Source organism: Actinoplanes hulinensis (assembly GCF_019429605.1).
Taxonomy (GTDB): Bacteria; Actinomycetota; Actinomycetes; order Mycobacteriales; family Micromonosporaceae; genus Actinoplanes; species Actinoplanes campanulatus.
The window spans coordinates 443927-466105 of record NZ_JAHXZI010000002.1; the positions used below are offsets into that span (position 1 = coordinate 443927).

Genomic DNA, 22179 nt, shown 5'->3' on the forward strand with positions numbered 1-22179 from the left:
CTTCCTTTCAAAGACGAAGGGGGAAGCGATGACTCAGGTGGAGGCGCCGGCGTGGACGCCGATGTCCGCGGAGGAGCGGGAGGCGTTCGATCGCGACGGCTACATCGTCGTGCCGTCGGTGCTGAGTGAGAGCGAGATCGAGGCCGGCCGGGCCGCGATCCTGGGGTATTACGAGAAGTGCGAGGCCGAGGGCAAGCTCAGCGCGACCGGTGCGCTGCACCAGCTGTCGCCGATCGCTCACCTGCCCGAGCTGGCCTTCCTGATCGACCACCCCAAGGCTTTCAAGTACATCTGGTCGCTGCTCGGGTGGAACCTGCACATCTACCACTCGCACATCGACGTCCACCCCCAGCTGCACGAGCAGCAGAAGGAGTGGTGGCACTGGCATCAGGACGGCGGCCGGCAGAACCGGGAGATCGAGACCGACCCGCGCCCGATGCTGTCGGTCAAGCTGGCGTACTGGTTCTCCGACGTGAGCGAGACCGGCCGGGGCAACTTCACCGTGCTGCCGGGCAGCCACAAGACCAACTGGCTGCCCGGCCCGAAGAGCCGCGGCCTGCCGTTCCCGCAGCCGGAGGGCGCGACCCAGATCACGGCGAACGCCGGTGACCTGGTCGTCTTCGACCGCCGCATCTGGCACGCCCGGTCGGACAACTACTCCGACATCACCCGTGTCGGCGCGTTCTTCGGCTACACCCCGCGGTGGATCGCGATGCGCGACGAGAACGCGGATCTGCCGAACACGCCGGCCTGGGCGGAGCTCAACGAGGTGCAGAAGCAGCTGCTCGGCGGCTTCGGTGACGGCGACGGTGACCACCAGTGGGGCCACTACCCGGAGACCACGCCGCTCTACGGCGCCCTCAAGGAGCGGGGTCTGCTCGACTCGAGCATCCCGGCGCTGATTCCGTAAAGGTTCGGGAGGGGCCCGGCCCCTCCCGAAAACCTCAGGCCGCGATGGCGGCGAGGTGCTGCTTCACCTGGACGATCGACGGGTTCGTCAGCGCCGAACCGTCCGCGAACCTCAGCGTCGGCACGGTCTGGTTGCCCCCGTTGACGCTGCGCACGAACGCGGCCGAGGCCTCGTCCTGCTCGATGTCGACGACGTCGTAGGCGATGCCCTCGCGGTCGAGCTGCGACTTGAGGCGGTGGCAGTACCCACACCAGGACGTCGAGTACATGGTCAGCATCGGTCAGGGCTCCTTCGATACAGGTCACACGGTGGTGCGTCCGACAAGCACAACACCCCGTACGGGTGTCATGATTCCCTACCGTGCGGACTGAAGGGGTGCTGGCCGGGCTGGATCCGGAGCAGCGGACGGCGGTGACGGCCCCCGCCGGGCCGGTCTGCATCCTCGCCGGCGCGGGCACCGGCAAGACCCGGGCCATCACCCACCGCATCGCGTACCGGACCCTCTCCGGTGAGATCAGCCCGCGGCACGTGCTGGCGGTGACCTTCACGGCGCGGGCCGCGGCCGAGATGCGGGCCCGGCTCACCGCCCTCGGTACGGCGGGGGTGCAGGCCCGTACCTTCCACGCGGCCGCGCTGCGCCAGGTCCGATACTTCGCCCCGCGGCTTCTCGAGGGCCGGCAGATGCCCGAGCTGATGGAGAGCAAGGTCCGCGTCGTCGGTCTGGCGGCCGCGAAGGCCGGGCTGCGCACCGACCGGGCCGCCGCCCGGGACCTGGCCGGTGAGATCGAGTGGGCCAAGTCCTCCCTGGTCGAGCCGGGGGAGTACGTGGTGGCCGCGGCCAAGGCGATGCGTGAGCCGCCGTTCGAGCCGGCCCGGGTGGCCGAGGTGTTCGCCGCCTACGAGTCGCTGAAGCGCCGTCAGGGCGTGATCGACTTCGAGGACATGCTGCGTGCCGCGGTCTGGGGCATCGAGGAGCACCCGGACGTCGCCGAACAGATCCGCGCCCAGTACCGGCACTTCGTCGTCGACGAGTACCAGGACGTCAACCCGCTCCAGCAGCGGCTGCTCGGCGCCTGGCTGGGTGGGCGCGACGACCTCACCGTGGTCGGCGACGCCAGCCAGACCATCTACTCGTTCACCGGCGCCACCTCGGCGTACCTCATCGACTTTCCGCGTCAGCGGCGCGACGCCGTGGTGGTCCGTCTGGTCCGTGACTACCGCTCCACACCGCAGGTGGTGGGGCTGGCCAACGCGGTGATCCGGCAGGCCCGAGGCACCGAGGCGAAACTGCGCCTGGAGCTGGTCGGGCAGCGGCCGCCGGGGCCGGAGCCGGAACTCAAGATCTTCCCGGACGAGCCGGGAGAGGCGGTCGCGGTGGCCCGGCGATGCCGGGAACTGATCGCGGCCGGCACCCCGGCCAGCGAGATCGCGGTGCTCTTCCGGACCAACGCGCAGTCCGAGGCGTACGAGGAGGCGCTCGCCGAGGCCGAGGTGCCCTACGTGGTCCGGGGCGCCGAGCGGTTCTTCGAGCGTGCCGAGGTGCGGAAGGCGATGGTCGCGCTGCGTGCCGCCGTGCGGTCGGTCCCCGGCGAGACCCCGCTCGTCGAGGCCGTCGTGGAGGCGCTCGCCGCCACCGGGTGGAACCGGCACCAGCCCCCGCCGGGCGGTGCGGCACGCGAGCAGTGGGAGGCGCTCGCCGCGCTGGTCACCCTCGCCGAGGAGTACGCCGCCGAGCCGGAGATCCTGCCGATCGGTGAGGCCGGGCGGATCCAGCGGGACGTGTCGCTGTCCACCTTCAACGACGAGCTGGCCCGCCGTGCCGAGCAGCAGCACGCACCCACTGTGGCAGGAGTCACACTCGCTTCGCTGCACTCCGCGAAGGGCCTCGAATGGGACGCCGTGTTCCTGGTCGGGCTCGCCGACGGGACGCTTCCGACGACGTACGCGAAGACCCCCGAGCAGTTGGAGGAGGAGCGCCGCCTGCTCTATGTGGGGGTGACCCGGGCCCGTCACCTGCTCTGGCTCTCCTACGGCCAGTCCCGCGCCCCCGGTGGCCGGGCCCGCCGCCCGTGCCGGTTCCTTCCGCAGCTGGAACGCTCGACGTCCAGGGAACGCACCCCGGTCGATGGAAGTCGGAAAGCCGACCGGCGCCCCATCCGGGTGTCCTCGTGCCGGATCTGCGGCGCCACCCTGCTGGCCGGCGCCGACCGCAAACTGGGCCGCTGTCCCACCTGCCCGTCGGACCTCGACGAGGACCTCCACGAGCGTTTGCAGGTGTGGCGCGCGAGCACCGCGGCGGAGCTCAAAGTCCCTGCGTACGTGGTGTTCACCGACGCGACTCTGGTGGCCGTGGCGGAGCGCCGCCCGACCGGCCCGGCGGAGCTGCTGGCGATCGCCGGGATCGGCCCCCGGAAGCTGGGTCAGTACGGCGACGCGGTCTTCGCTCTGGTGGCCGGAGCGAGCCCAGATGATCTTGCGCCGAAAAACTTCGGAAACTAGTGCGTTAATTCGTTTGCCCTCCCGTGTAGGGCAGGCATAGCCTCAGGACACGTCTTGGCGAGCGGTTCGCTTGCTCAAGATTGAAACGACATAGTTCTAACCACGAGTGCAAGGTCATGGAGAGGGAGGTGGCACCGATGAAGCTCAACATCACGATGACGAATCCGTCGATGCTGCTGACTGCTGCCTGGCCTCTGTCCGCCTCACTGCCCGCCACCGCCGCTCCGTTGGCGCTGATGGCCGCTGAGCGGACCCCGTTCGAGCCCGTCCGGGCCCTGCCGACCGCGGCAGCGCTCGTCCCGGCTCCGCGGGAGCACCAGGTCCGCGTCCAGGCCGAGCTGGGCAAAGCGACCCTGGTGCGCATGGGTGGAAGCAACGGGACAACTGGTTTCAAGGGCAGCAACATCACCATCTCCGGCAAGCGCTACACGGATGGTGGCAGCGGTGTCCCGCCTCGAGGAAGGCCGGTCTGACAAACAGACCTCCGGCTCACCTCGAGGCCGCGGAACCCAGAAATGGGATCCGCGGCCTCAAATCTTTTTCCGGCCCAACCGGCCGGTGCATGACCCGAAACACGATCCAGAAGATCGAGAAGAAGAGAGAGGTGACCGGGCTTTATGAGTCTGGCGCTGGCCCCGATCGACGTGAGCGTCGACATCGAGGCGAACCTGCCCTGTCGGAAGTTCGACCCGGACCTGTGGTTCTCCGACTCCCCGGCCCAGCTGGAGCTGGCCAAGTCGCTCTGCGGGGACTGCCCGCTGCGCGCCGAGTGCCTGGCCGGTGCGGTCGACCGTGCGGAGCCCTGGGGTGTCTGGGGTGGCGAGATCTTCGAGCGTGGCGCCGTGGTTCCGCGCAAGCGGCCCCGTGGTCGTCCGCGTAAGGCCGACGTCGCTCGCGACGCCGAGCTGGCTGTCGAGGTCGAGGAGCGGCTCGCCGCGAACGGTCTCGACACCCGCAGCTCGGTCCGTCTGGCGGCCTGAGATGCACACCCTCCCCAAGCCCGAGATCGAAATCCGAAAGCCGAGTAACGACATGAACCCGAGTGGAGCCCCGAAGATGAGACTCATCCAAGAAGCGTTGTCCCGTGCCCGAATGCGTCGGCCTCAGAGTGACCGTGCACCTGAGGCCTACCGCTCCGCCCGCCAGATCACCATGGACGCCCGCAGCAGGGCCTCCCGTGACCGCGGCGTCGGGCTCTGACAACCGACCCTGATGGAATGAAACGGCCCGTCCGCAGCAGCGGACGGGCCGTTTTCACGTGATCGGCGCGAACCCTGGTAACCACTCCTCCAGGATCTCGCGATAGGACGCCTCCGCCTCGAGCTGGCAGAGCACCCCGATCGAGCCCAGGGTCACCCGGTGGATGAGCAGGTAGGACGGTGGCAGGTTGAGCCGCCGGCTCAGCTGGTACGCCGGGCCCCGGGGATTGGTCAGCCTCGTCGCCTCCGACCGCAGCCAGCTCCGGGTGAACCGGAACCGCTCGGCCCCCACCGGCTCGATCATCGGCAGCAGGAAGTCGAGCAGCGCCTGGGCGTCGAGATCGTCGGTCGCCTTGACGAAACCCTCGTCGCGCAACCCGTCGACGACCGCCTGCGCCTGGCCGTCGAGGGCGAGCCGGACCAGTCGGCCGATCGGCTCCGGGTGGCCCTCGGGGAGCCGGGCCACCGCGCCGAAGTCGATGACGCCGAGCCGGCCGTCGGGCAGGATCCGGAAGTTGCCGGGGTGCGGGTCGGCGTGCAGAAGACCGGCCCGGCCGGGAGCCGAGAAGTGCAGGACGGCCATGAGCCGGCCCGCCTCGTCCCGCTCGGCCGGCGAGCCACCGGTGATCACATCGGCCAGCGGGGTGCCGTCCACCCACTCGGTGACCAGGACCCGCGGGGCGGAGGCGACCACCCGGGGCACGAAGATCTCCGGATCGTCCCGGTACGCCTCCGCGAACGCCCGCTGTGTCTCCGCCTCCATCTCGTAGTCGAGCTCCTCGGTGATCCGCTCACGAAGCTCGGCCAGCAGCGGTTTCACATCGATGCCCGGCTGGATGATTTTGAACATGCCGGCCAGGCGGGAAAGCTGCTTGAGGTCGGCGATCAGGGCGTCGCCAGCACCCGGGTACTGCACCTTCACGGCCACCGGCAGCAGCTTCGGCTTCGCGTTGCGCCGGGCCGGCGGCAGTTTCCACACGGCCCGGTGCACCTGCCCGATGCTGGCGGCGGCGGCCGGGCCGTCATCGAACTCGGCGAACAGGTCCCGCCAGTCCGGGCCGAGCTGCTCGGCCAGCGCCTTGTGCACGTTGGCCACCGGCATCGGCGGCGCGGCCTCCTGGAGCTTGGTCAGGGCCTGGCGATAGGGCCCAGCCATCTCCTCGGGCAGCGCGGCCTCGAACACCGACAGGGCCTGACCGAATTTCATCGCCCCGCCCTTGAGCTGCCCCAGCACGCTGAAGATTTGCTCGGCGGTGCGCTGTTGAATGTCGGCCGAGATGACGTCGGAGGCTATGCCGACGGCACGTTTGCCTAGACCGAGGGCGGCACGCCCGGCGAAACCGAGCGGAAGTGCGGCGAGCTTCGCCGTCCGGGAAGCGGCGCGGCGCGGTATGTCCGTCACCAGATCATTGTGACCGACGTCCGGTCCTCACCCCGCCCGCCCGAAGGTGGTTTGGTGGTTATGCGGTGAAGGTCCGGTGAAGGTTGGCCTCCGCCGACCCCTCTGGCAACCACATCGGGGGTGCGGCGGCCAGGTTCGGCGCCGGAACCGGCCGGCCGTGGAGATCTCCACGGCGGCGCCGAGGGTCTCCGGAGCGGCCCCGTCCAGGAAGGCGAGAGCCTCGGCGGTCGCGTAGGCCGTGGCGGCGAGCAGCGTGGTCACCGTGCACGGCTCGATCCCGTCCGGGGCGGCCGGGGGAGCGATCCCGGTCCAGCCGTCGTCCCGATCCTGGCGATGAAGGTCTACGCAGTTCAGACAGGGCGCGCCGGCGGCCGGCACGAGCGGCCCGATCACCCCGGCGCCGTCGCGCACCGTCACGGACAGATGCGGCTGACGGCGTGCCTGGTGCCCGGCCGCGACGAGGGCGGGCGGTTCGTCGTGGGCCAACTGGATGACGAGCGAAGCGGGCGTACGCCGGATCGGGTGCACTCCGGTGCCCGGCACGATCCGCTCCAGCGCCGCGCTGACGGCCTCGTGGCGGGGGCTGCCGACGTCGGACGCGAGCAGCGGGGCGCCGGTGATCTCGGTCGGCCCGACCACCCCGGCCAGGTCCGGGAACACGTGCCCCACCCCGGCCTGGGCCAGCGCGACCGCGATGGTCGAGCCCAGCCGGCCGCGGCCGGTGAGCACCACGCGGGCCTCCCGGCGGCGGCGCAGGATCTGAGCGGGCGACGGGCCGGACCGGTCGGCGCCCGGCCCGCGGGAACGGGCGGCGCGACCCAGCGCGAGAGCCGCGGCCTCGGCGGTGAGCTGGTCCCGGACGACCGACGGCAGGGCGGCGGGCAGCAACGAGGCGGCGGGCAGCACCAGGCCCGCCTCGTGCAGCAGGTCCAGCAGGGTGCGGGCGTCGGCCGGTGGGATGTCCAGCTCGGCGGCCCGGACCAGGACGAGCCGCTCGGCCCGGTCGCCGTCCAGCAGATCGAGGAGCCGGGCGGCCCGGGAATCGGGTAGCCGCAGCAGCACCGCGTGCGCGGGATCGAGCCCGAGTTGCAGCTCGCCCGCGGTGCGCCAGAAGCGGGACAGACCCGGAACCAGGGTGGGCCGGGGCAGCGGTGTCCGGTTCATGCATGACAGGGTGTCACTGCGAAGCTGCGCAGTGGTGATGTTATCCACAGGCCCGAGTGCCACGACTGCGGTTGTCCACAGGTTCGGGGCTAGTTATCCACAGGCCGGTCGGGTCCCAGTTGACTCAACGTGTCTGAGCGGACACGGTTACGGGCGATCGGTCACCGCTCCACCGGGGAGGTGGCCGTGGTGGCTCCTCCCCGGTGGTGGCGGCTCACGCCTTGGCCTTGCCCAGGATCCGGTTCATCGTCGTCCCGCAGACCGGGCACTTGCCCTTGGCCATGTTCATGCCGGTCTTGGAGACCTCCACGTTGCCCTGGAAGTCACGCTTCTCCTTGCACTTGACGCAGTAGCCGTTGTAGGTGGTTTCGGCCACGGTTCCTCCTCGTCGTATCGTCGGCCGCCCGGCCCGGTGCCTCTGTTCGCGGCGGCGGGCGCGAACCTCTCTGCGGCGCTGGACCGCGATGCGGCCACGCGGATGTGGCCACCCCTGTCCGGGTGGTCGTGTGCTCCCCATCCGGGGCGCTCACTTACCCAGGTCAAGACGGTTCCATGTCAGCGCAGCGTCGGCGGTGTCGCCGACGACGTGAGTGTGCCGGTCCTAAGTACCCTTTATAGCCTGTTTTGCCCAGACACGCCGACAATTCTCGTCGTAGAGGCATAAACCGGACAGGTGGGCCGGTTGGGTGATTGAGTCGACGATGGTCTAGGTTGACGGATGTCACCACTGTTGCCGGTGGGGAAATTTTTTTCGGGTATATGCGGGCGAAGTGCGCATTTTCCGTGACAGTCATTGTCCGTACTCTTGCGGTGACCCGGGTGCGGCGGATTAGCGTCTCAACGTGAACCCGAATCTGGGCCGCGCGAGCCGGTAATGGCCCGCGCGCGCAAGCCTGTCGTGGAAGTGCGGCGCAGTCAGCGCCGGCGACGGACGGTGTCCGCGTATCGCGACGGTGAGCGAGTCGTGGTACTCATCCCGGACCGCTTCTCCCGTGCGGAGGAGACGGAGTGGGTGGAGCGCATGCTCGCCCGGCTCGCCGCCCGCGAGGAACGCCTGCGGTGCACCGACGCCGAGTTGCTGGCCCGCGCCCGCCGCCTCACCAGCCGCTACCTGGCCGATCACGCCGACCGGGTGGTGCCGGCCAGCGTGCGCTGGGTGACCAACCAGAACGGGCGCTGGGGTTCCTGCACCCCCGACGACGCGACCATCCGCATCTCCCACCGCATCCAGGAGATGCCCGACTGGGTCATCGACTACGTGCTGCTGCACGAACTCGCCCACCTGGTCGTGCCCAGCCACAACGCCCGCTTCTGGGACCTGGTGAACCGCTTCCCCAAGGCCGAACGCGCCCGAGGCTATCTGGAAGGCGTCTCTGCGGCCGGCACGCTCGTGATGGCCGAATAACCCCTTCATCGGTACGCCTACGCGTCCCCTGGACGGGAGGTCCCGGCTCGCTGCCCACTCCCGGCCGCGGCGCGCCTGCGGCGTGACGGGCCGGTCCCGCCCGGTGAGATCGCTGTGGTGGGTCACCCTCAGCGCCCGACTCGCGCTGAGCCTCGTCTCCCCCGAGACAGCCGAGTGGTTCCCGGCTGGCTCTGAGACCGCTCTGGCAGGGTTCGGTGTTGCGGGTGGGAGCGGGGCGCCGGTCGGTAGGGTGACGGCGTGACGCGGCGGGTGGTTGTGGCGATGCTGGTTCCGGTTCCGTGGAGCCCGCCGGGTGTCGACCGGGTCGCCTGGCGGACCGCCATGGCCGAGGACGTGGTCGACCTGCTCGCCCGGCTGGCCCAGGCGGAGGCCGCGATCGCCGCGGCTCCCGGGGACCGGGACCTGGCCGAGGAGATCGCCTGGCCGGGGATGCGCATCTACGAGATCCCGGCGCCGACCGTGCTGCCGGTGCTGCGGGCGGCCGCGGAGGACGGTTTCGATCAGGCCGCGGTGATCGCCGCCGACGCCCCGGATGTGCCCGGGATGACGCTGGGCAAGCTGCTCCGCCCGCTCGACGGCAAAGCGGTCGCGGTGGCCGCGGGTGGTCCGGGTGGCGGCCTCTTCGGGGTGGCCACCAGCCTGCCCGCGCCCGAATGGCTGGCCGACCACGACCTGGATCAGGGGTCCGCCTCGGCGTTGCGGAAGACCGCGCCCGCCCCCGGCGAGGTCACCTCCACCCCGCAGTGGCGCCGCCTGCGCGGCCCGGCCGACCTGGCCACCCTCGACCCGGCCCTGGAGGGCTGGGAGAACACCCGCGCCCTGCTCGGCGGCTGAGATCACCACAATCAGGGCCGGCGGCTGAGGATCACCACGGTCCTGGGCCGGCGGCTGAGGATCGCCCTGGGCCGGGGCGCCTGGTCGGCGCCCCGGGCAGGTCAGTCCTCGGTCGGGCCGTCTTCGAGGCCCTCGAGTTCGCTGATGTCCCAGTCGTTGCGGCTGCGCGCGAAGGCGGCCGGGTCGGCGAAGTCGTCGTTGGTGGGCAGCAGGTCGGGGTGGTCCCAGAGGGCGTCCCGGCCGGGGATGCCGCGGTGCTCGGTGACGGCGGCCCACAGGGCGCCGGCCTCGCGCAGACGGCGTGGGCGCAACTCCAGGCCGACCAGGGCCGCGAAGGTCTGCTCGGCCGGCCCACCGGCGGCCCGGCGGCGGCGGAACGCCTCGCCCAGCGCGGCCACCGACGGCAGACGGTCCCCCGCGGCGGCGTCGACCACGTGGCCCACCCAGCCCTCGACCAGGGCGAGCGCGGTTTCCAGCCGGGCCAGCCCGGCCTTCTGCTGCGGGGTGTCCTCCGGAGTGAAGATGCCCTCCAGGGCCATCGCCTGCATCGACTCGGGATCGCTCGGGTCGACGCGGCTCATGGCCTCCTCGATGGCCTCCCGGTTGACCGTGATGCCGCTCGCGTACGTCTCCACGGCGCTGAGCACGTGTGCCCGCAGCCACGGGACGTGCCCGAACAGCCGCTGGTGGGCGGCTTCGCGCAGCGCCACGTACAGCCGGACCTGGTCCTCCGGGAGCTCGAGGCCGGACCCGTACGCCTTGATGTTGGACGGGACCAGCGCGGCCGTGCCGGCCGGACCGAGCGGAAGGCCGATGTCACCGGCCGAGAGGACTTCGGCCGCGAGCTGGCCGAAGGCCTGGCCGAGCTGGCCGCCGAAGAGCGCGCCGCCGAGCGTGGCGACCATCGACTGCATCGGGCCGAGCTGGGCGCGGGCCTCCTCGGGCACGAGGTCGCCCATGGCGCCGACCATCCGGCCGGCGATCGGCTCGCACAGCTTCTTCCAGACGTCGAGAGTGTTGTAGATCCACTCGTTGCGGTTCCACGCCACGGACTTGTGGATGCCGCTGGGAAGCGCACACACCGGGTCGAGCCAGAGATCGGCGAGGCGGAGCGCCTCTTCGACCTGGTGGCGCTCCAGCATGTTCACCGCTGGGTCACCGGACGCCGAGAGCTGGCTGGCGGCGACCTGTCGAGCCAGGTCCCAGTTGACCGGGCCACTGCCGGGCGCGGCGAACATCTGCTGCAGCTGCGCCATGAACTGCTGCATCTGCTGCGGGTCGGAGGGGTCGGGCGGCTGAGCGCCCGGCAGGGAGAAGCCGAACGGGATATCAGGCACGACCCCCACGGTACGCGCGAATACCCCGTAGCGGACCGAGGGCGGTGTCAGCTCAGAGAGAACTCAGAGAAGGTGGGTACGCTTCCGCGCATGAGACGTCGCGGTGTCACCGTCATCCTCGGCGCCCTGATCACCGCACTCCTGGCTGCCGGTGTCATGGTCGCACCGATGCCCTACGTGGTGCTCAAGCCCGGCCCCACGGTCGACACCCTCGGTTCGGACAACGGCACCGAGGTCATTCAGGTCACGAAGGGCGAGACCTCGAAGTCGGCCGGGCAGTTGCGCCTGACCACCGTCAACGTGCAGTCACAGGTGGAGCTGGTCCAGGCGATCCGCAGCTGGCTGAGCGATTCCGACGCGGTGGTGCCGCGTGAGCTGATCTACCCGCCGGACCAGAGCGAGAAGCAGGTCCAGGAGCAGAACGCGCAGGAGTGGAAGCAGTCGCAGAGCAGCGCCGAGACGGTGGCTCTGCGTGAGCTCGGTTACCCGGTGCAGGTCTACGTGGCCAAGGTCACCCCGGGCGGAGCGGCCGAGGGCGTGTTGCGGGCGGACGACGTGATCACCGCGGTCGAGGGCACCCCGATCACCGGCCGTGCCCAGGTGGCCGAGGTGGTCCGGAGCAAGCCGGCCGGGTCGACCCTGACCGTCGCCTACACCCGGGGTGGGCAGCCCGCCACGGCGCAGATCACCTCGCGCGCCGACGAGAAGGACGGCACGCCGCGGATCGGCATCGAGATCGACACCAAGCAGCCCAACCCGTACGAGATCGAGATCGACCTCGACAAGATCGGTGGACCGAGCGCCGGCCTGATGTTCACCCTCGGCATCATCGACAAGATGCGCCCCGAGGATCTGACCGGCGGCAAGGTGATCGCGGGCACCGGCACCATCGACGACAACGGCAACGTCGGTCCGATCGGTGGCATCCCGCAGAAGCTGGTCGGCGCGAAGAAGGCCGGCGCCGAGCTCTTCCTGGTCCCCCGGGGGAACTGTGCGGAGGCTCTGAAGAACGCCGTGCCCGGCCTGCCGATGGCCGAGGTGGCCACGGTGGACGACGCGCTCACCGCGCTACAGGCCTTCACCTCCGGCAACGCCCCGAAGCCGTGCTCGGCATCGTGATGCGTGTGCCGGGAGTGACGAGACAGTTCTGCCGCGTATCGAAGCTGGATGGGACATCGTAAGGTGAAGAACCGGCCAGAGGAAGTGTGGAGCCAACGTGGTCATGCGTAACAGTCCTCTACCGAGGATGAGCCGGCGCGGTCGCGTCACCGTCGGCGTCCTGGTCGGGGTCTTCATCCTATTCACGCTGCTCGGTTGGGGTATCGACGCGTACACCGACTATCTGTGGTTCTCCGAGGTTCAGAAGACGAGTGTCTTCTCCGGGGTGCTGCTGACCCGCCTCGTCCTGTTCGTGGCGGTCGGTGTGGTGATGACCCTGATCGTCGCCGGAAACCTCTACCTGGCGTACCGTCTGCGGCCGCTGCTGCGCCCGCACTCCGCCGAACAGGCCACCCTCGAGCGCTACCGGATGATCCTCGCCCCGCGCCTGGGCACGTGGATCGCGGTGACCGGTCTGGTCATCGGCTTCTTCGCGGGCCTCTCCGCGCAGAGCCGGTGGAGCGACTGGATGCTGTTCCGCAACGGCGAGCCGTTCGGCGTCCCGGACCCGCAGTTCAACGTCGACATCTCGTTCTACGTGTTCGAGTACCCGTGGTTGCGCTACCTGCTCGGGCTCGGCTTCACGGCCGTGGTGCTGTCCGTGCTCGGCGCGCTGGCGGTGCACTACATCTTCGGCGGTGTGCGCCTCCAGGGCGTCGGCGACCGGATGACCGTGGCGGCCCGCGCCCACCTGACCACCCTGGTCGCGGTCTTCGTGCTGCTCAAGGCGGTGGCCTACGTGCTGGACCGGCGGGCCCTGCTGCTGGAGAAGCACGTGTCGCCGGATCTCTACGGCGCCGGCTACACCGATGTCAACGCGCTGCTGCCGGCCAAGGAGATCCTCGCCTACATCTCCGTGGTGGTGGCGATCGCGATCATCGTCTTCTCCAACGCGGTGATGCGGAACCTGGTCTGGCCCGGTGTCTCGCTCGCCCTGCTGGCCATCTCGGCCGTGGCGATCGGCGGCATCTATCCGCTGGCGGTGCAGAACTTCCAGGTCAAGCCCAGCCTCTCGGACAAGGAGTCGCCCTACATCTTACGGTCGATCGAAGCGACCAGGGCGGCGTTCGGGCTGGAGAACACCGACGTCACGCAGTACGCGGCCCGCAGTGCCCGGCCACCGGAGACGCTGGCCGCCGACACCAGCGCGCAGAACGTCCGGCTGGTCGACCCGCAGCTCGTCTCCCAGGCGTTCACCCAGTCCCAGCAGCCCCGTGGCTTCTACGACTTCGGCGAGAAGCTGGACGTCGACCGTTACACGATCGACGGCAAGAGCCAGGACTACGTGGTCGGCGCCCGCGAGATCAACGACGACAAGCTCACCGCCCAGCAGCGCAACTGGATCAACCGGCACACCGTCTACACCCACGGCTACGGCCTGGTGGCGGCGCCGGCCAACCGGGTCTGCGGCACCGGCCTGCCGTACTTCGTGTCCGGCTTCCTCGGCGGCGGTGGGCAGGTCCAGACCGACTGCGCCGAAGCGACCGACCTGATCAAGGCGGAGCAGCCGCGGATCTACTACGGCGAGCAGTCCACCGAGTACGTGATCGTCGGCCAGGAGGACAAGACGAAGAACGTCGAGTTCGACCGGCCGCAGGAGCAGAACGCGAGCAGCGGTGACCTGCTCTACACGTACGAGGGCAAGGGCGGCGTCGAGATCGGGTCGTTCTTCCGGCGGATGGTGTTCGCGATCAAGAACACCGAGAGCAACTTCCTGCTCTCCGACGCGGTCAACGCCGATTCCCGGCTGATGTACACCCGGGAGCCCCGTGAGCGGGTCGCCAAGGTCGCGCCGTTCCTCACCATCGACGGCGACCCGTACCCGGCCGTCGTCAACGGGCGGATCACCTGGATCCTCGACGGCTACACGACCGCGAAGACCTACCCGTACGCCCAGAAGGTCAACCTGGCCACCGAGACGCGTGACGAGCTGACCGGCACCGGTTCCTTCGCACTGGCCAAGGACGACGTCAACTACATGCGCAACTCGGTCAAGGCGACCGTCGACGCGTACGACGGCACCGTGACGCTCTACGAGTTCGACGAGCAGGACCCGGTCCTCAAGGCGTGGAACAAGGCGTTCGGCGGCGACCTGATCGTCCCGAAGAGCCAGATCCCGGCGGCGCTCGCCGAGCACTTCCGCTACCCGGCCGACCTGTTCAAGGTGCAGCGCAACCTGCTCACCAAGTTCCACGTCACCGACGCGCGGACGTTCTTCTCCGGCGACGACTTCTGGCAGGTTCCGGACGCTCCGGACTCGCCGTCGAGCGGCAAGCAGCCGCCGTTCTACCTGAACGTCAAGCTGCCCGAGCAGCAGGAGACCCGGTTCCAGCTCACCTCCGGGGTCACCCCGGCCAACCGGGAGAACATGGCGGCCCTGATCTCCGGCTCCTACATCGACGGGCAACCCCGGCTCGAGGTTCTCGAGCTGCCCGACAACACGGTCGTTCCCGGTCCGGTCCAGGTGCATCAGCGGATGGTCAACAACTCCTCCGTCTCCCAGCAGTTGACCCTTCTCACCCGTGGTGGCCAGGCCACGGTCCTCTACGGAAACCTGATCTCGCTGCCGCTGGCCGACGACATCCTGTACGTCGAGCCCGTCTACGTGCGGGACAGCCAGGGCAACACGGCGCCACTGCTCCAGAAGGTGCTGATCTCCTACGGTGACGCCGGCAACTACGTCGTCCTCGAGGACAACCTCACCGAAGGTCTCGAAGCGCTCGCGGCCCTCGGTAAGGTCGGCGCGCCCAGCACCGGCGGCACCCCGACGACCCCGACGACACCGCCGACCACGAACCAGCCGCCCGGCCAGATAAGCGCCGAGCTGGCCCAGGCGGCCGCGGACGTCGACAAGGCCATCGAGGACCTGCGCGCCGCGAAGCAGGCCGGCGACTTCGTCAAGGAGGGCGAGGCGCTCAAGGCCCTCGACGAGGCGTTGGCCCGCTTCCAGGCGGCCAACAAGCCCGGTGCCGCGCCCAGCGTGTCGCCGAGCCCGTCCACGGCTGCCAGCCCGTCGGGTACATCGGGCGGGTGACGATCGTCTCCGGGGGCCGTTTTGCGGCCCCCGGAGCCGATGCGCTAGGGTTAAGAAACCGACGCGGGGTGGAGCAGCTCGGTAGCTCGCTGGGCTCATAACCCAGAGGTCGCAGGTTCAAATCCTGTCCCCGCTACGAATAGAAGGGGCCCGGTTCGCGGAAACGCGGACCGGGCCCCTTCTTCGTATTGGCCTCCTGGGGCCCGAGCCCCAGACCCCACGGTGCGGTGATCGCGCTGGGTGGGCGGTCCCGCCGGGCGACCTGTCGCCCGGCTCGTAGCGTGGCCACGACATCGTCTCTGTGCGCTCCCGTTCGGCCTGTAGCCACTTCTCGCCGGCGAATCCCAGGCCCTCGCGCGCCGGACTCGGCGGGACGCCGGGTACGTCTCCGGGCTGGGGTTGACCCCGGGCCATCGCGCACCGGACTCGGCGGGATGAGCGGGCTCGTAGACATCGGCGATGCGCTGGCCGGCCCCACGCGGGGAGGCTCAGTGGATGGGCGGGGTCGTGGATGTCGGCGATGCTCCGGCTGTCCCACGCGCGGGGCTTGGTCTGTGATCCGGCCGGCTATCGGCGGTGACCCTGCTGGTCGATTGATCCTCCGCCCGCTGCTCCAGGTCCAGCCCGTCCGCACCGATCAGCGCACGCACAATGACCTCCGCGGCCTCGTAACGGCAGCCTGGACCCACAGACGGCGCACCGTGCTACTCCAGCCCGTTCGCACCGGTGACTCTGCTGGTCGGTTGGCCCACGCCCATCCGCCGCACGCTCACCTTCCGGTCTGGTGGGCGCTCACGGTGCGTCGCCCGTGGGCCCGGGCTGCCGTCACGGCGATCCTGGGCGTGACTACCGTCACGGCCGCCGACCTCACCCCGTTCCGCCCCGGCGCCGGCAGGGTCACGGCGGTCGCGGTGGCCGGACTGGTGCTCGACCTCGTACCCCTGTTTTCCCTGCGTGGACGGCATCGCGCCGCCTGCGAGGGGGGTGGTGTGCGGGCCCCGTGGAGGACGAGCTAAGCTTTACCTACCGACGCGGGGTGGAGCAGCTCGGTAGCTCGCTGGGCTCATAACCCAGAGGTCGCAGGTTCAAATCCTGTCCCCGCTACCAACGGAAAACGCGGTTCGTCAGTAGACGGGCCGCGTTTTCCGTTTCTCCGGGGCTTGATCCGTTCGCTGTCCATTCCGGCGTGGCCCCGAAAGGCCAGAACGAGTGAATGCGTATTCGTTTCGTAGGTGTCCACCTGTCGGAAAGTCGCCACAGCGTCGTTCACTCTTCTTGATCGACATCGGCCGGTAACGTCGCCGTAACCCGCCAGCATCGTCGAAATCGCAGCTCAGAACGTTCCTGTGAGAATGCCGTGAGAGTGATCGCATTCGCGGCGCCACGCCTGGTCGGAGCGCCTCCAATGGGCGTAACCGATAGATCGGGCACTATGTCCTGGTCAGTTGGTATCCGATTAGTGGGCAAGAGGTGGCGACCACTTCGGATAGTTCGTAGGCTCGGGGCGACTCATGGGGGACAGAGACTTGCGGACACGAATCCACCGGCGACCCGTCTTCGGCCCGAGAAATGCGGATCCAAACGACAGAAGGGGGCACATAGACGATATCCCGGCGCAACGACTACCACCTGGTGGGCGGTAAGGGGCGCCCATGGAGTTTCACGTACTGGGACCGCTGGAAGCGGTCCTCGACGGTCAGCGCCTCGACATCGGCGGTAACCGTCAGCAGATCGTTCTGGCCAGCCTCGTTCTCGAAGCCGGAACGGTCATCTCCATCGACCGCCTGATGAAAGCGGTCTACGGCGAGGGCCTTCCGTCCAGCGCCCGGGTCCAGGTGCAGATCTGCGTCTCCGCGCTGCGCCGGCTGCTCGGCTCGCACGGCCATCCCAAGGCCATCGCCACCCGGAATCAGGGGTACGTGCTCGTGCCCACCGGGATCGACATCGACCTGCACCGTTACGAACGGCTCGTTCAGGAGGCCCGGACCGCCGGCAACGCCGGTCGCCGGGAGGAGTCGACGGCCCGCTACCGGGAGGCGCTGGGCCTGTGGCGCGGCCCGGCGCTGGACGGGCTCGACAGCGAGCCGCTGCGGATGGTCGCCGACCGGTTCGCCGAGCGGCGGCTCACCGTCAACGAGGACTGCATCGAGTACGACCTGGAGCTGGGCCGGCACCGCGAGGTGATCCCGGAGCTGGTCGGCCTGGTCGGCGCCCATCCCCTACGGGAGCGACTGCGCGGCCAGCTCATGCTGGCGCTCTACCGTTCCGGGCGGCAGGCCGAGGCGCTGGACGCCTATCGCGCGGCCCGCCGCACGCTGATCGACGAACTGGGCCTGGAGCCGAGCGAGTGGTTGCAGCAGCTGGAACGCTCCATCCTCACCTCGGACGCCGACCTCAGCGCGCCCGAGGCGGTCACCGTCGCCGCGCCGATCGCCGTACCGGGGCCGGACGTGCCGTCCCTGGGCATCGTGGCCGGCGAGCCGGAACCGATCCGGGCGCTCGCCGATCCGGCGCCTCCGGCCCGCCCCGGCCAGCCGGTCCCGTGCATGCTGCCCACCGACATCGCCGACTTCACCGGCCGCAGCCGGCAGATCGACGCGATCCAGTTGCAGCTCGCGATGGCCGCGGCGGACACCGGCCAGCTGGCCGTGCCGATCATCGTGGTGGCCGGCAAACCGGGCATCGGCAAGACGGCGCTGGGCGTCCACGTCTCGCACCGGCTGGCGCCCCGCTACCCCGACGGGCAGCTCTTCGCCGACCTGCACGGCCGCAGCTCCGACCGGGTCAGCCCGATGCAGATCCTGGAGCGGTTCCTGCGGACGCTCGGGGTGGCCGGCACCTCGATCCCGGACGGGCTGGAGGAGCGCGCGGAGATGTACCGCGGGCTGCTGTCCGACCGTCGCATGCTGGTCGTGCTCGACAACGTCGGATCCGAGGCCCAGGTGCTGCCGCTGCTGCCGGGCAATCCGCGTACCGCCGTGCTGATCACCACACGCAGCCGGCTCGGCGCCCTGCCCGGAGCCGTGCACGTGGACATCGACGTGCTGGAACCGCCGCAGTGCCTGGACCTGCTCGCCCGGATCGCCGGCGACGACCGGGTCCGGGCCGAGCGGGAGGCGTCCGAGGAGCTCATCGACCTCTGCGGACGGCTGCCGCTCGCCCTGCGCATCGCCGGGGCGCGGCTGTCGGCGCGTCCGCACTGGACGGTCGAGGACCTGGTCGACCGGCTGGAGAACGAGTCGCGGCGGCTCGACGAGCTGAACCACGGCGCCATGGGCGTACGGGTCAGCATCTCGATCACCTACGACAACATCAGCGAGCCGGCCCGGCGGCTGTTCCGCCTGCTCGCCGTCGTGGACTGCCCGGACTTCTCGGCCTGGGTCTGCGCCGCCCTGCTGGACGAGGCGCTGCCGGATGCCCACGACCTGCTCGACGAGCTGGTGGACGCGCAGCTCGTGGAGACCGTCGGCACCGAGCACAGCCGGCACCGGCAGTACCGGATGCACGACCTCATCCGGGTCTTCGCCCGGGAGCGCCTGGCCGCCGAGGAGCCGCTGGCCGAGCGGACCGCCGCGCTGCGGCGCGCGTTCGGCGGGATGCTGTTCCTCGCCGAGGAGGCGCACCGCAAGTTCTACGGGCAGGGCAATCCGTTGCACAGCCGGGCGGCGAGCTGGCAGCTTCCGCCGCGGGCCACCGACCGGATCCTGAGCGACCCGCTCGACTGGTTCGAACGGGAACGGCAGTGCATCGTGGCGGCGATCCGCCAGGCGGCCAAGGTGGGCGCCGCCGACTACTCCTGGGGTCTGACGATCACCGCGGTCATGCTGTTCGAGTCGCGGGACTATCTCAACGACTGGCGGGAGACCAACGAGATCGCTCTGGCCGCCGCGCAGCAGGCCGGAGACCGGTTCGGCCAGGCGGCGATCCGGTACTCGATGGGTTCCCTGGGTGTCGTGGAGAACCGGCTCGCCGACGCGCGCCGGTGCCTGGACGACGCCGTGGCGCTGTTCGAGGCACTCGGTGAGGAACACGGCGCGGCGGTGGCGAACCGGCACCTCGCCTATCTGGAGCGGATGGACGGCGAACTCGGTGAGGCATACCGCCGGTACGAGCAGGCGCTCACGGTCCTGCGCCGGGTCGACGACGTGACCGCGACCGCGTACGTCCTGCAGAACATGGCGCAGGTCGAGCTGGATCGTGGGGAGCCGGCGAAGGCCACCGCCCTGCTCGTCGAGTCGCTCGACGTCAGCCGCCGGGCCGGCAGCCGGCGGATCGAGGCGCAGGCGCTGTCCCGGCTCGGTCAGGCCCATCTCCAAGCCGATGACGTGCTCGAGGCGGTGACGGTCTTCAACGACGCGCTGGCCGCGACGCGGGATCTCGGCGATGTGATCGGCGAGTCGTACGTGCTGCTCGGATTAGGCGCCGCGCATCTGGCCGGCGGCGACCACGCGGCGGCCCGGGTGGCCCTGTCCACCGGCCGGGAGCGGGCGGCCACCAGCGGCATGCCGATCCTCGAGGCGAGATTCGAATACCGGTTCGGCGAACTGGAACTCGCGAGCGGGAACCGGGAGACGGCGATCACCCATCTGGAACGGGCCCGGGACATGTTCCGCGAGATGCGCGCCCCGGTGCTGGAGGAGAGCGTGCTGACCGTGCTCGCGCGGGTGAACGGGCGATGCAGCATCGGTTGATCCGTCCGTACAGGAAAGGGGAAAGGAATCCGACCGGATGCCTTTCCCCTTTTCGCGGGCGAGGCTGATTTCAGGTCCAGGGGTGGCTGAGCGTCGTCGGGGTGCTCTGGGTGGTGTCCGGCGTCGCCGTGTCGTCGGCCTGCGCGGCGCCGGCGCCGAGAACGGCGAAGGCGATTCCAGCGACGGCGGCCAGGGCGAAGCGGGCGAAAGAGCGCATGGGAAGGTCATCCTTCGGTAGGGGTTTTCCGACCCGGTGCATTCCGTGTCGACACCGAAGACGTTATGGACCACCCCTATCGACGAGTTATCAAATGGTTTGTCGGCGGCTTCTATCGGCGGCCGGTCCGGCGATAACGAAGAGAATGCGTGACGATAACGCGATAACCGAGGATGGCGCCAAGGGGCGGTGACGCCACGGAAACGACGGCAGGGTGAGGCCTCATGAGTATCTCCGCGCAAGCAGTGGACGTCGTCTACGGGCGGCCGGCAGCCGGTGTTCAGGTACGCCTTCAGCGGAGGATCTCGGATCTCGGCCGGGAACTCGAAGACTGGCTGACCGTCGACGAGACGGAGACGGACAGCGACGGCTGCATCAAGGACTGGACCGCGGAACGGTTCGGGCGGGGGCCGTACCAGATCGTCTTCGACAGCGACGCCTATTTCGCCATGCTGGGGCTGAGCACCGCCTACAAGGAGGTCTCGGTCGTCGTGCGGCTGGCCGACGAGTCCGACAGCTGCCGGATCCAGGTGCGGCTCGCGCCTTATTCGTACTCGATGGATTTTGGATTCCGGGGCTGAGAAGTCCCGTTTGCGGAAATCAGGGAGAGTCATGTCGGAACAGTTTCGGCGGGCGGTGGAGAAATACGTGCGGCCGGCCGCGCCGGTGACGAACGCGGAGCGCGCCTGGCCAGGGCGGACCATCACCTCGGCCCCACGGTGGCTCTCCACCGATCTGCGCGACGGCAACCAGTCGCTGGCCAACCCGATGAGCCCACAGCGCAAGCTGCGGATGTTCCGGCTGCTGACCTCGATGGGCTACCGGGAGATCGAGGTCGGGTTCCCGGTCGCGAGCCGGGACGACCACGACTTCCTGCGGCTGCTCATCGAGAAGGACCTGATCCCGGACGACGTCCGGATCTCCGTGCTGGTGCAGGCCCGGGACGAGCTGATCCGGCGGACCGTGGAGAGCCTGGAGGGCGCGCCGCGGGCCACCATCCACATCTACAACGCCACCTCGCCGCAGTTCCGCCGGGTGGTCTTCGGCATGGACCGGGCCGAGTGCAAGGAACTGGCGGTGCAGAGCACCCGGCTCATGCTCAAATACGCCGACCGCACCCTGGCCGGCTGCGACCTCGGCTTCCAGTACTCGCCGGAGCTGTTCAACGACACCGAGCTGGACTTCTCGCTGGAGGTCTGCGAGGCCGTGATGGACGTGTGGCAGCCCGGGCCGGGCCGCCCCATCATCCTCAACTTCCCGACCACGGTGGAACGGTCCACCCCCAACGTGTTCGCCGACCAGATCGAGTACATGGACCGCGGGCTGAGCCGCCGCGAGCACGTCTGCCTGTCGGTGCACCCGCACAACGACCGGGGCACCGGCGTGGCGTCCGCCGAGATGGCACTGCTGGCCGGGGCCCAGCGCATCGAGGGATGCCTGCTCGGCAACGGCGAGCGGGCCGGCAACGTCGACCTCGTGACGCTCGCGCTCAACCTGTTCAGCCAGGGCATCGACCCGGGCGTCGACTTCTCCGACATCAACGAGGTCCGGCGGGTCGTCGAGGAGTGCACCCGGATCCCGGTGCACCCGCGGCATCCGTACGCCGGTGACCTCGTCTACACCGCCTTCTCGGGGTCGCACCAGGACGCCATCAAGAAGGGCTTCGACGAGCGCAAGCGCACCGGGGCGACCGGCTGGGAGATCCCCTATCTGCCGATCGACCCGGGCGACGTGGGGCGCACCTACGAGACCGTCGTACGGATCAACAGCCAGTCCGGCAAGGGCGGGGTGGCGTACGTGATCAGCTCCCACCTCGGCCTCAACATGCCCCGGGACCTCCAGCTGGAGTTCGCCGCGCTGGTGCAGGCCCGCGCCGACGCCGAGGGCGGCCCGATCGGCGCCGACCGGATCGTCGAGCTGTTCACCCGCGAGTACGTCACCCGGCCGCTGCTGCCGGTGCCGCTGCCGCCGCCCGGGGTGTCGGTGGTGGTCCACATCGACGGCGCTGCCTTCGAGGTCGGCGCGGTCCGGACGGACGCGGTGGAACGGGTCAAGGAGCGCCTCGCGGCCTGGCGCATCGATCTGCGGGCCGTGCACCGGACCGGGACCGGCCTGGCGAACACCGGCGGGACCGGCGTCTACGCCGAGTTGCGGACCGGCGACCGGCCACTGTGGGGCGTCGCCGTCGACGACGACGTGGAGACCGCGATCCTGGCGGCGGTCCGCTCCGCCGCGGCCCGGCTCGGCCGCACCGCCGAGCGCCCGCGCAGCACCGCCCCACTCGCCAGAGCGAGCTGATAACCCCAGG

The 22179-nt window shown here is 69.8% G+C and carries 18 protein-coding genes and 2 tRNA genes; 14 read left to right on the forward strand and 6 right to left on the reverse strand.

The genetic code is table 11. The features are described from left to right. The first annotated feature begins 28 nt into the window (after positions 1-28). A complete protein-coding gene (locus KZ829_RS05875; protein ID WP_220142792.1) occupies positions 29-910 on the forward strand; it encodes a phytanoyl-CoA dioxygenase family protein in 882 nt (293 codons plus the stop codon). 34 nt (positions 911-944) lie between these two features. On the opposite strand, the gene KZ829_RS05880 is transcribed toward KZ829_RS05875, so the two are convergent. Beyond that, positions 945-1187, reverse strand: coding sequence for a mycoredoxin (locus KZ829_RS05880; RefSeq protein ID WP_188119738.1), 243 nt, complete (start codon positions 1185-1187; stop codon positions 945-947). Between the two features lie 83 nt (positions 1188-1270). Here KZ829_RS05880 and KZ829_RS05885 point away from each other — a divergent pair, with 83 nt between their 5' ends. The 3 genes from KZ829_RS05885 to KZ829_RS05895 all read left to right on the forward strand — a co-directional run bounded on the left by KZ829_RS05885 (position 1271) and on the right by KZ829_RS05895 (position 4389). Beyond that, positions 1271-3409, forward strand: a complete 2139-nt coding sequence (locus KZ829_RS05885; protein ID WP_220142793.1) for an ATP-dependent DNA helicase UvrD2 — start codon at positions 1271-1273, stop codon at positions 3407-3409. A 137-nt stretch (positions 3410-3546) separates the two neighbouring features. Continuing rightward, positions 3547-3882 (forward strand): hypothetical protein, encoded by a 336-nt coding sequence (locus KZ829_RS05890; protein ID WP_246635077.1) that lies wholly within the window; start codon positions 3547-3549, stop codon positions 3880-3882. Between the two features lie 144 nt (positions 3883-4026). Then, positions 4027-4389, forward strand: coding sequence for a WhiB family transcriptional regulator (locus KZ829_RS05895; protein WP_183217053.1), 363 nt, complete (start codon positions 4027-4029; stop codon positions 4387-4389). 274 nt (positions 4390-4663) lie between these two features. On the opposite strand, the gene KZ829_RS05900 is transcribed toward KZ829_RS05895, so the two are convergent. From KZ829_RS05900 to KZ829_RS05910, 3 genes are all read right to left on the reverse strand, one after another. Continuing rightward, positions 4664-6010: an ABC1 kinase family protein gene (locus KZ829_RS05900; RefSeq protein WP_220142794.1), complete on the reverse strand. Its 1347-nt coding sequence runs from the start codon at positions 6008-6010 to the stop codon at positions 4664-4666. Positions 6011-6037: 27 nt separating this feature from the next. Then, the gene (locus KZ829_RS05905) at positions 6038-7174 is read right to left on the reverse strand and encodes a hypothetical protein (RefSeq protein ID WP_220142795.1); all 1137 of its coding nucleotides are present in this window, start codon (positions 7172-7174) and stop codon (positions 6038-6040) included. Between the two features lie 214 nt (positions 7175-7388). Further along, on the reverse strand, positions 7389-7550 hold the full coding sequence (locus tag KZ829_RS05910) for a DUF5679 domain-containing protein (protein ID WP_183217047.1): 162 nt from the start codon (positions 7548-7550) through the stop codon (positions 7389-7391). Between the two features lie 498 nt (positions 7551-8048). On the opposite strand from KZ829_RS05910, the gene KZ829_RS05915 reads away from it, so the two are divergent. Together KZ829_RS05915 and KZ829_RS05920 are read left to right on the forward strand one after the other, a co-directional pair. Further along, positions 8049-8579 carry a M48 metallopeptidase family protein gene (locus tag KZ829_RS05915; protein ID WP_188119731.1) on the forward strand — a complete coding sequence of 177 codons (531 nt, stop codon included), beginning with the start codon at positions 8049-8051 and terminating at the stop codon, positions 8577-8579. A 258-nt stretch (positions 8580-8837) separates the two neighbouring features. Beyond that, a complete protein-coding gene (locus KZ829_RS05920; protein ID WP_220142796.1) occupies positions 8838-9434 on the forward strand; it encodes a hypothetical protein in 597 nt (198 codons plus the stop codon). Positions 9435-9535: 101 nt separating this feature from the next. On the opposite strand, the gene KZ829_RS05925 is transcribed toward KZ829_RS05920, so the two are convergent. After that, the gene (locus KZ829_RS05925; RefSeq protein ID WP_246635196.1) at positions 9536-10702 is read right to left on the reverse strand and encodes a zinc-dependent metalloprotease; all 1167 of its coding nucleotides are present in this window, start codon (positions 10700-10702) and stop codon (positions 9536-9538) included. 159 nt (positions 10703-10861) lie between these two features. On the opposite strand from KZ829_RS05925, the gene KZ829_RS05930 reads away from it, so the two are divergent. The 6 genes from KZ829_RS05930 to KZ829_RS05955 all read left to right on the forward strand — a co-directional run bounded on the left by KZ829_RS05930 (position 10862) and on the right by KZ829_RS05955 (position 19654). Next, a complete protein-coding gene (locus KZ829_RS05930; RefSeq protein ID WP_220142798.1) occupies positions 10862-11890 on the forward strand; it encodes a YlbL family protein in 1029 nt (342 codons plus the stop codon). A 127-nt stretch (positions 11891-12017) separates the two neighbouring features. Continuing rightward, complete coding sequence (locus tag KZ829_RS05935; RefSeq protein WP_246635078.1) at positions 12018-14963, forward strand: UPF0182 family membrane protein; 2946 nt, start codon at positions 12018-12020, stop codon at positions 14961-14963. 62 nt (positions 14964-15025) lie between these two features. Next, positions 15026-15099: transfer RNA gene (locus KZ829_RS05940), tRNA-Met, on the forward strand. 706 nt (positions 15100-15805) lie between these two features. Further along, on the forward strand, positions 15806-15979 hold the full coding sequence (locus KZ829_RS05945) for a hypothetical protein (RefSeq protein ID WP_220142800.1): 174 nt from the start codon (positions 15806-15808) through the stop codon (positions 15977-15979). Between the two features lie 14 nt (positions 15980-15993). Continuing rightward, a tRNA-Met gene (locus KZ829_RS05950) sits at positions 15994-16070 on the forward strand. 545 nt (positions 16071-16615) lie between these two features. Further along, positions 16616-19654 (forward strand): AfsR/SARP family transcriptional regulator, encoded by a 3039-nt coding sequence (locus KZ829_RS05955; protein WP_220142801.1) that lies wholly within the window; start codon positions 16616-16618, stop codon positions 19652-19654. Between the two features lie 70 nt (positions 19655-19724). On the opposite strand, the gene KZ829_RS05960 is transcribed toward KZ829_RS05955, so the two are convergent. After that, positions 19725-19871, reverse strand: a complete 147-nt coding sequence (locus KZ829_RS05960; protein WP_220142802.1) for a hypothetical protein — start codon at positions 19869-19871, stop codon at positions 19725-19727. Positions 19872-20095: 224 nt separating this feature from the next. Between KZ829_RS05960 and KZ829_RS05965 the strand changes: the two genes are divergently transcribed. Further along, positions 20096-20452 (forward strand): hydroxyisourate hydrolase, encoded by a 357-nt coding sequence (locus KZ829_RS05965; RefSeq protein ID WP_220142803.1) that lies wholly within the window; start codon positions 20096-20098, stop codon positions 20450-20452. A 31-nt stretch (positions 20453-20483) separates the two neighbouring features. Further along, on the forward strand, positions 20484-22169 hold the full coding sequence (locus tag KZ829_RS05970; protein ID WP_220142804.1) for a 2-isopropylmalate synthase: 1686 nt from the start codon (positions 20484-20486) through the stop codon (positions 22167-22169). Positions 22170-22179 lie beyond the last annotated feature (10 nt).